Below are 13,793 nucleotides of genomic sequence, written 5' to 3' on the forward strand. Positions count from 1 at the left end.
GGGATCATTCCGCCGGGGTTTGCCCCCGCCCGTGGCGGGTGTCGTGGCGCTTGCGCCCGGGCGGGCGCCGTTTTCCCGTTTTCTGGACACTCCGCCGCCGCTGACCGACAATCAGCTGCGTGACGTCGTCCTTCGAGTTCCACACGTACCCCGCGCGGTTGTCCGACGCGGAGCGCGACAAGGCGCTGAGCGTGCTCCGGGACGGCGTTGCCATGGGGCGGCTGTCGCACGACACGTTCATCCGCCGGATGGAGCTGGCGCTCGCCGCCCGCCGCCTGGAGGAGCTGGCCGCGCTCACCGCCGACCTGCCCACCGAGAGCCGGCTGTCGAGGTTGGTTTTCGGCACCGTCGAGGCGGTGTCCGGGTTCGGCGTACGGCTCGGCCGGGCGTGGCGGGCCGAGCGGCTGCCCAAGCTGCTGCTGCCCCACCCGGGCGCCGGTCATCCCCTGCGCATAGGGCGCGACCCGGCGAGCGGGCTGCGGCTGAGCCACGAGACGGTCTCCCGGGTGCACGCGGAACTCAGCCTTCAGGGCGGCATGTGGGTGCTGCGCGACCTGGGCTCCACCAACGGCACCACGGTCAACGGGCGGCGGGTGATCGGCGCGGCCGTCGTCCGCGAGGGTGACCAGATCGGCTTCGGCCAAATGGCCTTCCGCCTGGCGGGGAACTGACCGGCGGCGGCAGCCCTCCGAGCAGATCCCTGGCCTGCGCCTCACTTGGAGTCGTGGTCGTTTCGGTGGCGCAAACCCCTTTGCTTTTCGTGGTGTTGACGTACCCCGCAAGTCGTGACTGACTGTGCGTACACCGCGCACACCAGGTGAATCGACGGCTCGCTTCGTGGAGGTGTGCCCTGCCGCCCCTCCTGCGCTACCCGACCGTGGACGAGCTGGGGGCCCGGGCCGCCGCCTTCGCCGCCCGGCATCCCCGACACGCCCGGCTGCGCCGCGTGGGCACCTCCCGCGCGGGCACCCCGCTGCTGCTGCTCTCCGTCGGCCACGGCAGCCGCCAGGTCCTCGTCGTCGCCGGACCGCACGCGAACGAGCCCGTGGGCGGCGCCACCGCCCTGCGGCTGGCCGAGCGGGCCGTCGCCGACCCCCGGCTCACCGAGGGCGCCGACGCCACCTGGAACCTGCTGCTGTGCGTCGACCCCGACGGCCTGCGCCGCAACGAGGGCTGGCTCACCGGCCCCTACACCCTGGGCCGCTACGCCCGGAACTTCTTCCGGCCCGGCTTCCGGGAACAACCCGAGTGGCTGCCGGACGGCCCGGACCGCGCCACCCTGCCCGAGACCCGCACCCTGCTCGCCCTCCAGGACGAACTGCGGCCCTTCCTGCAGTGCTCCCTGCACGGCGTGGACGTCGGCGGCGGCTTCGTCGAGCTGACCCACGACCTGCCGGGACTCGCCCAGCGCATCGCCCACACCGCGGCCCGGCTCGGCATCCCCCGGGAACTCGGCGCCTACGACACCCTGTACTGGCCCGACCTCGGACCCGCCGTCTACCGCATCCCGCCGCCCCGCCGCGGCGACCTCACCGCCGCGATCACCGAGGCGGCCGTCGACTCGACGTGGTGCCACCCGCGGCGCCACGGCACCGTCACCGCGGTCGTCGAGGCGCCCATGTGGGCCGTGGCGGCCGTGGCCGACGCCTCGCCGCCGGCCGACCGCGACGGCGTGCTGCGCGCCGTGAGCCGCACCCTGCGCCACGACACCCGGCGCCTGCACCGCGTCCTCGCCCGGCTCAGGCCGCACCTCGCCGAGGTGCCGGAGGCCGCTCACCTGCTCGCACCGGTCGACGACTACCTGCTGGTGTGCCCCCGGCTCGCCGACGCGTGGGACCCGGACACCGACGACGGGACGGGCCGCTCACTGCCGCCGATGAACACCTCCCACCTGGTCGCGCTGCGGCTGGCCGGACGGCGCCTGTCGCTGCGGACCGCGGGGCTGCTGCACCAGTTGGTCACCAGGACCGGGGGCGATCCGGCGGGCGTGCTGTCCGAGCTGGACCGGCTCGTCGACGAGGGCTGCGCCGACTACCGCGACGGCTGCGCGGCGCACTGGATACCGGTCGGGCGGCAGGTGGAGTACCAGACGCGGGTGGTGCTCGCCGCGTTCGAACTGGCCGGGCGGCGCGTCGGCGCGGGCGCGCGCTCGGGTGAGGTCGGCCGGGATTCCGAAGCAGCGGTACCGATGCACCGCGACTGACGCGCCGGGCCCCGTCTTCCCCGTGTTCCCCGTCTTCCGCGCGTTCCCGCTGCCGCTGCCGCTGCCGCTGCGCTGCCTTACGTCGTCTCCGCCGTCTCCGGAGTCTCGGTCGTCTCCATCCGCTCCAGCAGTGCCACCGGTGTGTCCGCGAAAAGGTCCTCCACGCGCGCGTGGCCCGTGAACTCCCGTCCGGGCGCCAGCGTGTCGGCCCACCTGCCGGGCGGCAGCGGCAGCGTCGTGCCGCGCCAGCCGCCCGCCTCCGCCAGCCGCAGCGACAGCCGGGTCACCGCGGTCACGACCCGGCCGGAGCGGACGAACGCCGCGCAGTGTGCCGCCGCCGGGCCCTCGGCGGGCAGCGGCTCGTACGTCGCCGCCCCGCCGAAGGCGTCGGGCCGCCGGGCCCGCAGCGCCAGCGCCTCCCGCGTCACCGCCGCCTTCTCCCCGGCGCCCCCGGCCCAGCCCTCGTCCCCGGCGGCGGGGAAGTCCACCGTGCGGCGGTTGTCCGGGTCCACCAGCGCCCGGTACTCGCGCTCGGTGCCCTGGTAGAGGTCCGGTACGCCCGGCATCGTCAGGTGGACCAGGGCGGTGCCGAGGACGTTGGCCCGGATGTGCGGCGCGAGCGCCTCGCGCAGGACGGCCACCCGCCCGCCGGGCGCGCCGCACGGCCCCGCCGCCACGAACCGCGCCACCGCCTCCTCGTACGAGGGCTCCTGCTCCGTCCAGCTGGTGTGCGTACCCGCCTCGCGCACATGCTTCAGCAGCGCTTCCCGCACCCGCTCCCCGTCCGCCGGGCCCAGACCGAACACCGTCTGCCAGGCCGCCCACGCCAGCTGCCGGTCGGGCGGTCCCTCGCCCGTGCCGGCGGTCGCCGTGACGTCCGTGATCTCAGTGACCTCTGTCAGGACGTCCGACCACCGCTCGGGGCACTGGGTGAGCACCGCCAGCGCGGCGCGTACGTCGGCGCTGCGCTTGGTGTCGTGGGTGGAGACGACGGTTCCGGTGGCGGGCCAGTCGCGCTGCACGCGCGCGCAGTAGGCGTGGAACTCCTGCGGCGACACGGCCGGACGGCCCGGGTCGCCGCCCACCTCGGTCGCCGACAGCAGCGGCACCCAGCGGTAGAAGGCCGTGTCCTCGACGGACTTCGCGCGCAGCGCCGACGCGGTCTGCGCGAACCGCGTCCGGAACTCCACGTGCTCGGGACCGTCCCCGTACCGCCCCAGCACCAGGCCCCGTACGACGTCCACCGCGCCGGCCTCCTCGGGCACCGTGAAGGCGAGCCGGGCCTCGGCCGCCGCCTCCTCGGTGACGACCGTCGCCGCGTCCACCGAGGTGTACGGCCGGTACACCTCCAGCCGCACCAGCAGCTCCCGCAACGCCGTGCGCAGCGCCCAGGGCGCCCGGTCGCGCAGCGCCGGATCCGGCGCGGTGGCGCACAGGCGGTGCGCCACCCGGGTCAGCCGGTCCAGCTCGGTGGCCAGCTCGTGCGTGAGCACCTCGTACGCCGCGCGCCGCACCGTCGCCGCCCAGTCCCCGCCCAGGTCCACCCGCGGAGCGGCGAACCGGCGGTACCCGTCGAGCAGTTGCCCGTACCCGGCGGGGTTCGTGAAGAGTCCGTCGACGTGCCGCAGGGCGTCGTAGCCGGTTGTGCCCGCGACGGGCCAGGCGGCGGGCAGTTGCTCCCCGTCCGCGAGGATCTTCTCCACCACCGTCCACCGGCCGCCGCTCGCGCGGTGCAGCCGCTCCAGGTAGGCGTCGGGGTCGGCGAGGCCGTCGGGATGGTCGACGCGCAGCCCGTCGATCACCCCCTCGTGCAGCAGCCGCAGGACGGTGCCGTGCGTGGCCTCGAACACCTCCGGGTCCTCCACGCGCACGCCGATCAGCTCGGAGATGCTGAAGAATCGCCGGTAGTTCAGTTCGGTGCGGGCCAGCCGCCACCACACCGGGCGGTACCACTGAGCGTCGAGCAGCCGGGGCAGCGGCAGGTCCGCGGTGCCCTCGCGCAGCGGGAAGGCGTGCTCGTGGTAGCGCAGGACGTCTCCGTCGACCCGGAGGTCGCCCAGCACCTCGCCGACCGGGGCGCCGAGCACCGGCACCAGGAGCTGTCCGCCGCCCGCCTCCCAGTCGACGTCGAACCAGCGGGCGTACGGCGACCCGGGCCCCTCGCGCAGCACCTCCCAGAGGGCGTGGTTGTGGCGCGGCGACATCGCCATGTGGTTGGGCACGATGTCCACCACCAGGCCCAGACCGTGCTCCCGCGCGGTGCGCGACAGCGCCCGCAGCCCCTCCTCGCCGCCCAGTTCGGCCCGCACGCGCGCGTGGTCGACGACGTCGTAGCCGTGCTGCGAGCCCGGCACCGCATCCAGGACGGGGGACAGGTGCAGGTGCGACACGCCGAGCGAGGCCAGGTACGGCACGGCCGCCGCCGCGGCCTTGAAGGGGAAGGACGGCTGCAGCTGGAGCCGGTAGGTGGCCGAGGGGACGGCGGAGGGTGAGGCGGGGCCGGGTCGCTCAGGTGTCATGGAAACCTACGTACCCGCCCCGCCGCCTTTCCTGTCACCGTCCCCCTGACGGGTGCACGGGGACGCGCCCGCACGGGCCGCCCTACACCGGCCGCTGCAGCACGGTCAGGCTCCGGTCCACCAGGGTCAGCCGGTCCCCGGCCTGCACCTTCGGGCCGGTGCCCGCGGGCACCCCCGCCGCCAGGGCGGTGTCGACGACCACCTCCCACTGCCGGCCGTGGTCGACCGGCACCACGAAGTCCAGCGGCTTCGGCGCGGCGTTGAACATCAGCAGGAACGAGTCGTCGGCGATCCGCTCCCCGCGCGTGCCGGGCTCGGAGATCGCGTTGCCGTTCAGGAACACCGTGAGCGCGGAGGCCCGCGCCGAGTTCCAGTCCCGCTGGGTCATCTCCGCGCCCTCCGGGGTGAACCAGGCGATGTCCGACAGCTCGTCGTGGGTGCCCTGCACCGGGCGCCCGTGGAAGAAGCGGCGCCTGCGGAAGACCGGGTGGTCCTTGCGCAGCCACACCATCGCACGGGTGAACCGCAGCAGGTCGGGGTCGTCCTCGGGCCACGCCACCCACGCCAGCTCGTTGTCCTGGCAGTAGGCGTTGTTGTTGCCCCGCTGGGTGCGGGCGAACTCGTCGCCGTGGCTGATCATCGGGACGCCCTGGGAGAGCAGCAGGGTGGCGGTGAAGTTGCGCATCTGCCGCGCCCGCAGCTCCAGCACCGCCGGGTCGTCCGTGTCGCCCTCGACGCCGCAGTTCCAGGAGCGGTTGTGGCTCTCGCCGTCCCGGTTGTCCTCGCCGTTGGCGTGGTTGTGCTTGTCGTTGTAGGCCACCATGTCGTGCAGGGTGAAGCCGTCGTGGCAGGTCACGAAGTTGATCGAGGCCAGCGGACGGCGCCCGTCGTCCTGGTAGAGGTCGGAGGAGCCCGTCAGCCGGGACGCGAACTCCGCCAGCGTGCGCGGCTCGCCGCGCCACAGGTCCCGCACCGTGTCCCGGTACTTTCCGTTCCACTCGGTCCACAGCGGCGGGAAGTTGCCCACCTGGTAGCCGCCCTCGCCCACGTCCCACGGCTCGGCGATCAGCTTCACCTGCGAGACCACCGGGTCCTGCTGCACCAGATCGAAGAACGACGACAGCCGGTCCACCTCGTGGAACTGCCGGGCCAGGGTGGCCGCGAGGTCGAAGCGGAAGCCGTCGACGTGCATCTCGGTGACCCAGTACCGCAGCGAGTCCATGATCATCTGGAGGACGTGCGGGGACCGCATGAGCAGGGAGTTGCCGGTCCCCGTGGTGTCCGTGTAGTAGCGGGGGTCGTCGGCCAGCCGGTAGTACGACGGGTTGTCCAGGCCCTTGAAGGACAGCGTCGGGCCCAGGTGGTTGCCCTCGGCGGTGTGGTTGTAGACGACGTCCAGGATCACCTCGATCCCCGCCTCGTGCAGCGCCTTGACCGCCGACTTGAACTCCAGCACCTGCTGGCCGCGGTCGCCCCAGGAGGCGTACGCGTTGTGCGGGGCGAAGAAGCCGACCGTGTTGTAGCCCCAGTAGTTGTTCAGGCCCATGTCCACCAGCCGGTGGTCGTTGACGAACTGATGGACCGGCATCAGCTCCAGCGCGGTCACCCCGAGCCCCGTGAGGTGCTCGATGAACGCCGGGTGCGCGAGGGCCGCGTAGGTGCCGCGCAGCTCCTCGGGCAGGCCCGGGTGGCGCATGGTCAGGCCCTTCACATGGGCCTCGTAGATCACCGTGTGGTGGTACTCCGTCCGGGGGCGCCGGTCGTCGCCCCAGTCGAAGTACGGGTTGACCACGACCGACGTCATCGTGTGCGGGGCCGAGTCGAGGTCGTTGCGCCGTTCGGGTTCGCCGAAGTGGTAGCCGTACACCTCCTCGCCCCACTGGACCGCCCCGCTGATCGCACGCGCGTACGGATCGAGGAGGAGCTTGGCGCTGTTGCAGCGCAGCCCGCGCTCCGGGGCGTACGGGCCGTGCACGCGGTACCCGTACCGCTGCCCCGGCATCACGCCCGGCACGTACGCGTGCCGTACAAAGGCATCGCTCTCCCGCAGCTCGATGGCGGTCTCCGAGCCGTCGTCGTGCAGCAGACACAGCTCTACTCGGTCGGCGGCCTCCGTGAAGACCGCGAAGTTGGTGCCGGCGCCGTCGTACGTGGCACCCAGTGGATACGCCTCTCCAGGCCAGACCTGCATGAACACGACTCTTTCAGGTGTGGGGCGCCGGTGCGGACGCCTTGGCTCCGAGTCCCCCGGAAGTCTCCCCGAAAGTGAGGCGACCACCTAGCACGTACGTCCTCTTACCCACCCTCCGGCGTTCTGCTCCGGTCGGTCCCCGGGCAGGCGCACGGCCCCCTCCGTCGTACCCCTCCCACGTCACCGCTATGAATCCGCTCACTCCTCGGTGTGAGCACGGCCGGAACGCCTTTGTGGATCAAGCAAGTTGGCAAAACCGGCCCGTCCATCGGGCTGCACCGCGGACCGTCGGCGGAGTACCCTTCCTTGATCGTTGGGACGGGGTGTCCCCGGCAGTGTCCGGGGGAGCGGAAGGCGGTACTCGGGTGGGCTCGGGAGGGCTGGAGCTGCCTCCTGGTGACGACGGTCACCAGGGGAACTCCGCGGACGTCCCGCCCGGTGCGGTGTCCCTGGCGCGGCCCATGAACGCGGGCGCGATCGGTCCGGAGCTGGACTGGGACGCCGGGGCCTGGCACGAGGTGCGCACGCGTGCGCAGCGGGCGGGCCGGGCCTACATCTGGCTGAACCTCGTCGAGCAGCGGCTGCGCGCGGTCGTGGCCGCCGTCCTGCGCCCGGTCTACGAACCGGTCCACGGCGACGACTGGGTGGTCGCGGCCGCCGGACCCGCCGGACAGGAGTGGGTGCAGCGCGCCGTCGCGGTGCGGGAGGTCAGCCGCCGCAAGGGCTATCTGCTCGACCCGGCCGACGACAACGTCCTCAGCTTCCTCACCCTGCCCCAGCTGCGCGAGCTGATGGTGCAGCACTGGCCCTGCTTCGAGCCCTACGTGGACGAGCGCCGCGACGTCGAACTGGCCCTGGACGAACTGGAAGTCACCCGCAACGTCGTCTCCCGCAACCGGGCCCTGTCCGAGGCGGTCCTGAACCAGGCCGAGCGGGCCTCGGCGCGACTCCTCGAGGTGCTCGGCGCGGGCAGCGACGTGCCGTCCGCGCGAAGGCTGCCCGTCGACGCGGTGGAGGACCTGGTCGGGGACCGCTACGCCGACGTGGTCGCCGTGCACTCGGACCGGGTGCGGCTGCTGCGCCAGTTCCCCGCCGAGGACCTGTTCGGCAGCGCCCGCCGGGTGGACGCCCTCGGTATCGGCCTCAACCTGCTCGTGCAGAACTTCTCCGGCCGGCGCCTGCTGCGGATGGCCGAGGCCGGCGGGCGGGTGCGGCTGCTCTTCCTGAACCCGGCCTCCAGCGCGATCAAGCGCCGCGAGCGCGAACTGGGCATCAAGCGGGGTGAGCTGAGCCGCGCGGTGGAGATGAACATCCTGCACATGCGGCGCGTGCGGGCCCGGCTGCGGGACCCGGGCGCCTTCGAGATCCAGGTCTTCGACGAGACGCCCCGCTTCACGGCCTACCTCGTCGACGGGGACGGCGCCGACGGCATCGCGGTCGTGCAGTCCTACCTGCGCCGCACGCGCGGCATGGAGGCACCGGTCCTCGTCCTGCGCAACGGGCGCAACGGAGGAAAGGTCGTCAAGTCGGACCGGGTCGACGAAGGCGGACTTTTCCCCACCTACCGTGAGGAGTTCGAGCTGATGTGGGCGGATTCGCGCCCGGTGTCGTGAACGCCGCCCCCTGGAGCGACTCGGACGTAAGCGGAATGCGATCCTCTGATTGTCAGTGGCCCGTGGGAAGGTGGAGACCACTGGGGGAAAGCACCACCGAGAAGGGGGACCGCCCATGGGCTGGCACCGGGAGCTGCTGATCGGCTTCGACCTGGAGACGACGGGCACCGATCCGCGCGAGGCGCGCATCGTCACGGGAGCCGTGATCGAGGTCAGGGGCTCACAGACGCTCGGCCGGCGGGAGTGGCTGGCCGACCCCGGAGTGGAGATCCCGGCGGACGCGGTCGCGGTGCACGGCATCAGCAACGAACGCGCGGCCCGCGAGGGCCTGCCCGCCGACCGGGTCGCGGACGCCATCGCCGAAGTCCTCGTGGACCACTGGAAGGCGGGCGTCCCGGTCGTCGCCTACAACGCGGCCTTCGACCTCACCCTGCTCTCCGCCGAGCTGCGGCGCCACGCGCTGCCGTCCCTGCGCGAGCGCCTGGGCACGGACCCCGCCCCGGTCATCGACCCGTACACCATCGACCGGTCCGTCGACCGCTACCGCCGGGGCAAGCGCAATCTCGAAGCGGTCTGCCGGGAGTACGGCGTGCCGCTCGACGCCGCCCACGACGCCGCGGCCGACGCCCTCGCCGCGGCCCGCCTGGCCGGGGCGATAGCCGGCCGCCACCCCAAGGTCGCGGCCCTCGGCCCGGCGGACCTGCACCGCCGCCAGATCGAGTGGTACGCCGAGTGGGCGGCGGACTTCCAGAGCTTCCTGCGCCGCAAGGGCGATGCCACGGCCGTCGTCGACGGTGCCTGGCCGCTGCGGGAGTTGGCCGGGGAACCGGCCGACGAGCGGGTCTGACCCGGCCCGGTCGGCCGACCCGAGGGCCGGAGGGGCGGACCGCGAGGGTCAGAAGGGGTACCAGCGCACCTCGGGGTCCCCGTCCCGCAGCGACGCCACCCTGCGTTCGAACTCGGCCAGTGCCTTGGGGTTGCTCGGCGCGTGCTGGGCCACCCAGGCACAGCTCGCGGTCTCCCGCGCGCCGCGCAGCACCGCGCAGCCGTCCCACTCGCGCACGTCCCAGCCGTAGGCCGCGGTGAAGGCGTCGTGCGCCTCGGCGGGCAGCCCGTAGCGGTCCCGGCTGAGCGCCATCACCACGAGGTCGTGCTCACGCAGGTCGGCGGAGAAGGTCTCCAGGTCGATCAGGACCGGCCCGTCGGGGCCGACGTGCACATTGCGGGGCAGCGCGTCCCCGTGGATCGGACCCGGCGTCAGGTGCGGGGTGAGCGCGGCGGCCGCCGACGCGAAGCCGTCCCGGCGCTCGCGCAGGTACGCGGCGTCCGCGGGGTCGATCACGTCGCCCGCGAGACGCAGCCACCGTTCCACACCGCCCAGCAGCTCGCGGGGCGGCAGCTCGAAGGAGGAGGGCAGGGGCAGCGCGTGGACGAGACGGAGCAGCACCGCGACGTCCCGGGGCTCGGTGGGCCGCACCGGTTCGGGCAGCCGCCGCCACACGGTCACCGGATGCCCGTCGACGAACAGGGCCGTCGGCTCGGCCGCCCGCACCGCAGGGACGCCCGCCTCCTCCAGCCAGAGCGCGACGGCCAGTTCCCGGCGCGCCCGCTCCAGGAGCTCGGCGTCGCGGCCCACCTTGACCGCCAGGTCGCCGGCGCCGAACACCGCGTTCTCACCGAGGGCCAGCAGCCGCGCCTCCGACGCCGGGCCGGGCAGTACCCCCGCCGCGGCCAGCACCTCCCGCGCCCGTGCCTCGTCCATCGTCCCGTGCCTCCGTGTCCGTGCGGTTCCCGCCATCCGTCGGCCATTGTCCCATTCGCACAGGTGGGGGCATGTCCCGGGCCCTTGACGGGACGCGGTCACTTCACGACCATGACCAGGCCCGTCCGAGCCGCGCATAGGGGTTGATTACGTGACATTGGTGACCGAGCCGAGACGACCGGCGCGCCGTGCGCCCGGCCCGGACGCCCCGCGGGGCGCGCCGGACCACGGCGCCTGGTTCCTGGTCCTGCCCGCGCTGATCCCGATCCTGGTCCTCAGCGTCGGGCCGCTGCTCTACGGCATCCTGCTGGCGTTCACCGACGCCCAGTCGGGCCGTACGGAGCCCACCCGGTGGATCGGCACTCTGAACTTCCAGGACCTGCTGCACGACACGCTGTTCTGGGAGTCGTTCCGGATCGGCCTGGTGTGGGCCGTCGGAGTGACCGTGCCGCAGTTCCTGCTCGCCCTCGGTCTCGCCCTGCTGCTCAACCAGAACCTCCGGATGCGCTGGCTGGCCCGGGCCCTGGCGATCATCCCCTGGGCGATGCCCGAGGTCGTCGTCGGCATCATGTGGCGGCTGGTCTACAACACGGACGCGGGCATCCTCAACGAGACCCTGCGCGACCTCGGCCTCGGCGGCGGCCACGACTGGCTCAGCGGCCTCGGCACCGCCCTGCCCGCCGTCATCGTCGTCGGCGTCTGGGCCGGCATGCCGCAGACGACGGTCGCGCTGCTCGCCGGACTGCAGAACACCCCGCGCGAGCTGCACGAGGCGGCCGCGGTGGACGGCGCGGGAGCCTGGCGCCGCTTCCGCACGGTCACCTGGCCCGCCCTCAGGCCCGTCGCACTCGCCATCACCGCGCTCAACCTCATCTGGAACTTCAACTCCTTCGCCCTGGTCTACGTGCTGACGAACGGCGGCCCCGGCGGCCGCACCCGGCTGCCCATGCTCTTCGCCTACGAAGAGGCGTTCCGCTACGGCCAGTTCGGCTACGCGGCGGCCATGGGCTGCGTGATGGTCGCCCTGATCTCGATCCTGCTGGCGGTCTTCCTCGTCGGCCGTCTCCGGGGCGAGGCCAAGGGAGGTGACAAGGCGTGAGGACCTCGACCGCGGCCCGCACGGGTCAGTACGCGGCACTGCTCGCCTACCTGGTCTTCCTGGCCTTCCCGTTCGTGTGGCTGATCTCCATCGCCTTCAAGCCGCCGCGCGAGCTGGCCAGTCTGCACCCCACCTGGATCCCCGAGAACCCCACCCTCGACAACTTCCGGCAGGCCTTCGACGAGCAGCCGCTGCTCCAGGCCGGGCTCAACTCCCTGCTCGCCGCGCTCGGCGCCGCCGTGATCGCCGTGCTGATCGCGACCCCGATGGCGTACGTCATGGCCCGCCGCCGCGGCCGGCTCGCCAAGGCGGCCACCGGGTGGGTCGTGGTCAGCCAGGCGTTCCCCTTCGTCCTGCTGATCATCCCGTTGTTCCTGGTCCTGAAGAATCTCGGCCTGATCAACTCCGTTCCCGGGCTCGTGATGGTGTACGTCGTGTGGTCGCTGCCGTTCGCGCTGTGGATGCTCGCCGGATACGTCCGCGCCGTGCCGCGCGAGCTGGAGGAGGCGGCCGCGGTCGACGGTGCCGGACGGCTGCGGACCCTGGTCTCGGTGACCGCGCCGCTGCTCGCGCCCGGGATCGTGGCCACGGCCCTGTTCGCCTTCATCACCGCGTGGAACGAGTTCTTCTTCGCCCTGGTTCTGCTGAAGACCCCGGAGAAACAGACCCTGCCCGTGATCCTCACCCACTTCATCGGCGCCGGGGGCGTCGCCGACCTCGGACCGCTCGCCGCAGCCGCCTTCCTCGCCACCCTGCCCTCGCTGGTGGTCTTCGCCCTCATCCAGCGGCGGATCACGGGCGGCATGCTCGCCGGGGCGGTGAAGAGCTGATGACGCGGACGTCCACGAGGATCGTCACCCTGCTCGCCTGCGCCGTCCTGCTGCTCGCCGGCTGCTCGGACGGCGGCGGCGGGGCGGACGACGGCCGGATCACCCTGCGCTTCCAGTCCCTGGCCTGGCAGGACGAGTCCGTGAAGGCCAACAAGGAACTGGTACGGGAGTGGAACGCCACCCACCCGGACGTGCGCGTCGAGTACGTCCAGGGCAGCTGGGACAGCGTCCACGACCAGCTGCTCACCTCCTTCGAGGGCGGCGAGGCGCCCGACATCATCCACGACGCCTCCGACGACCTCGCCGACTTCGCCTACGGCGGCTACCTCGCCGACCTCACCGAACTGCTGCCCGCGCGGCTGAAGTCGGACATACCGCACCACAGCTGGGAGACGGTCACCTTCGGCGACGGTGTCTACGGAGTGCCGTTCCTCCAGGAACCGCGGGTGCTGATCGCCAACGCCACCCTGCTCGAGAAGTCCGGCGTCCGCATCCCGACGCCGGAACACCCCTGGAGCTGGGCGGAGTTCCGGCAGGTGGCGAAGGAGCTGAGCGGCGACGGCACGTACGGGGTGGCCTGGCCGCTCAAGGAGCCCGTCTCCGCCACGCTCAACCTCTCCCTGTCCACCGGCGGCAAGCTGTTCCACCGGGGCACCGACGGCAAGGTGACCGTCCGCTTCGAGGAGGGTGACCAGGTGGTGCCCCGCACCGTCCACGACCAGGTCGACACCGACCGCAGCGCCTCGCCGACCACCCTGGGCAGCGGCGGCTCCGACACCCTGCCCGGCTTCTTCGCGGGCAAGTACGCGATGGTGCCGCTCGGCTTCTCCTACCGCCAGCAGATCGAGCAGCAGGCACCCGAGGGCTTCGACTGGCAGGTGCTGCCCGCCCCGGCCGGCGCCGACGGGCTCGCCCAGGGGGTCAGCCCGCAGACCCTGTCCGTCGCCGAGGACAGCCCGCACAAGGAGGAGGCCGCCGCGTTCGTCGACTTCCTCCTCCAGCCGGACAACATGGTGCGCCTCGCGCTCGGCGACTGGATGCTGCCCACCGGGAAGCAGGCCCTGAAGGACCCCGCGCTGCACACGACCGAGCACGGCTGGGCCACCGGCACCGCGCTCGCCGCCCACCTGCGCTCGGCGCCCGCGCAGTCCGTGCGGGGCTACGCCGAGTGGAAGGACAAGGTGGCGACCCCGGCGCTCCAGGAGTACTACAGCGGTGCGATCGGCATGGACGAACTGCGTCACAGACTGGAGGAGGACGGAAACCTGGTGCTCGCCCGCTACCAGCGCTGAGGCCGCCGCGCGCCGGCGACCACCGCGCGCCGGTGACCGGTACGCGCCGGCGACCGCCGCGAGAAAACGGTTTGCCCGGCGGGCACCCGTCCGCCTAGCGTCGCCTCCGTGGCAGCTTTCAACGCGATCATCAACTCCGGTCTCGGCCGGGGCTGCACGTACTCCATCAGGATGCGTCGTGGCCCCGGAGCCCTGACCGGCCCGGGGTCCCCCCGCCGCTGACGCGCCCGACGCGTTCGAGGCGCCCGCGGCGGGGCTGAGCCTCCGCATTCCCTTTTGCCTTC

10 protein-coding genes are annotated in these 13,793 nt (G+C 72.9%); 7 read left to right on the plus strand and 3 right to left on the minus strand.

All coding sequences use genetic code 11. From position 1 onward, the window contains the following. The first annotated feature begins 119 nt into the window (after positions 1–119). Complete coding sequence (locus IE258_RS26115) at positions 120–671, plus strand: FHA domain-containing protein (RefSeq protein ID WP_159328198.1); 552 nt, start codon at positions 120–122, stop codon at positions 669–671. 206 nt (positions 672–877) lie between these two features. Beyond that, positions 878–2,203 (plus strand): M14 family zinc carboxypeptidase, encoded by a 1,326-nt coding sequence (locus IE258_RS26120; protein WP_189747313.1) that lies wholly within the window; start codon positions 878–880, stop codon positions 2,201–2,203. 77 nt (positions 2,204–2,280) lie between these two features. Here the strand turns inward: IE258_RS26120 and treY are convergent, their stop codons facing one another. Further along, positions 2,281–4,722, minus strand: coding sequence for a malto-oligosyltrehalose synthase (gene treY, locus IE258_RS26125; protein ID WP_189747315.1), 2,442 nt, complete (start codon positions 4,720–4,722; stop codon positions 2,281–2,283). Positions 4,723–4,804: 82 nt separating this feature from the next. Then, entirely contained in the window at positions 4,805–6,913 is a 2,109-nt protein-coding gene (glgX, locus tag IE258_RS26130; RefSeq protein ID WP_189747317.1) for a glycogen debranching protein GlgX, read from the minus strand. A 365-nt stretch (positions 6,914–7,278) separates the two neighbouring features. Here glgX and IE258_RS26135 point away from each other — a divergent pair, with 365 nt between their 5' ends. Further along, positions 7,279–8,526: a DUF5919 domain-containing protein gene (locus IE258_RS26135; protein WP_127896641.1), complete on the plus strand. Its 1,248-nt coding sequence runs from the start codon at positions 7,279–7,281 to the stop codon at positions 8,524–8,526. 115 nt (positions 8,527–8,641) lie between these two features. Then, on the plus strand, positions 8,642–9,373 hold the full coding sequence (locus tag IE258_RS26140) for a 3'-5' exonuclease (protein ID WP_164460524.1): 732 nt from the start codon (positions 8,642–8,644) through the stop codon (positions 9,371–9,373). A 48-nt stretch (positions 9,374–9,421) separates the two neighbouring features. Here the strand turns inward: IE258_RS26140 and IE258_RS26145 are convergent, their stop codons facing one another. Then, positions 9,422–10,288 carry a phosphotransferase enzyme family protein gene (locus IE258_RS26145; protein WP_159328192.1) on the minus strand — a complete coding sequence of 289 codons (867 nt, stop codon included), beginning with the start codon at positions 10,286–10,288 and terminating at the stop codon, positions 9,422–9,424. Positions 10,289–10,439: 151 nt separating this feature from the next. Between IE258_RS26145 and IE258_RS26150 the strand changes: the two genes are divergently transcribed. From IE258_RS26150 to IE258_RS26160, 3 genes are read left to right on the plus strand one after another with little or no spacing between them, the layout of a single operon-like run. Next, on the plus strand, positions 10,440–11,387 hold the full coding sequence (locus IE258_RS26150; protein WP_189747319.1) for a carbohydrate ABC transporter permease: 948 nt from the start codon (positions 10,440–10,442) through the stop codon (positions 11,385–11,387). Continuing rightward, the gene (locus IE258_RS26155; protein ID WP_189747321.1) at positions 11,384–12,217 is read left to right on the plus strand and encodes a carbohydrate ABC transporter permease; all 834 of its coding nucleotides are present in this window, start codon (positions 11,384–11,386) and stop codon (positions 12,215–12,217) included. Before IE258_RS26150 ends, IE258_RS26155 begins: the two co-directional genes overlap by 4 nt. Further along, complete coding sequence (locus IE258_RS26160) at positions 12,217–13,509, plus strand: ABC transporter substrate-binding protein (RefSeq protein WP_189747322.1); 1,293 nt, start codon at positions 12,217–12,219, stop codon at positions 13,507–13,509. Before IE258_RS26155 ends, IE258_RS26160 begins: the two co-directional genes overlap by 1 nt. Positions 13,510–13,793 lie beyond the last annotated feature (284 nt).

The sequence above is a fragment of the Streptomyces tendae genome (assembly GCF_014650435.1).
Lineage (GTDB): Bacteria > Actinomycetota > Actinomycetes > Streptomycetales > Streptomycetaceae > Streptomyces > Streptomyces tendae.

Bases quoted from the DNA above. Each gene is read 5' to 3' on its own strand.
- treY (WP_189747315.1), bottom strand. From the start codon at position 4,722: ATGACACCTGAGCGACCCGGCCCCGCCTCACCCTCCGCCGTCCCCTCG.
- IE258_RS26160 (WP_189747322.1), top strand. From the start codon at position 12,217: ATGACGCGGACGTCCACGAGGATCGTCACCCTGCTCGCCTGCGCCGTC.
- glgX (WP_189747317.1), bottom strand. From the start codon at position 6,913: ATGCAGGTCTGGCCTGGAGAGGCGTATCCACTGGGTGCCACGTACGAC.
- IE258_RS26145 (WP_159328192.1), bottom strand. From the start codon at position 10,288: ATGGACGAGGCACGGGCGCGGGAGGTGCTGGCCGCGGCGGGGGTACTG.
- IE258_RS26140 (WP_164460524.1), top strand. From the start codon at position 8,642: ATGGGCTGGCACCGGGAGCTGCTGATCGGCTTCGACCTGGAGACGACG.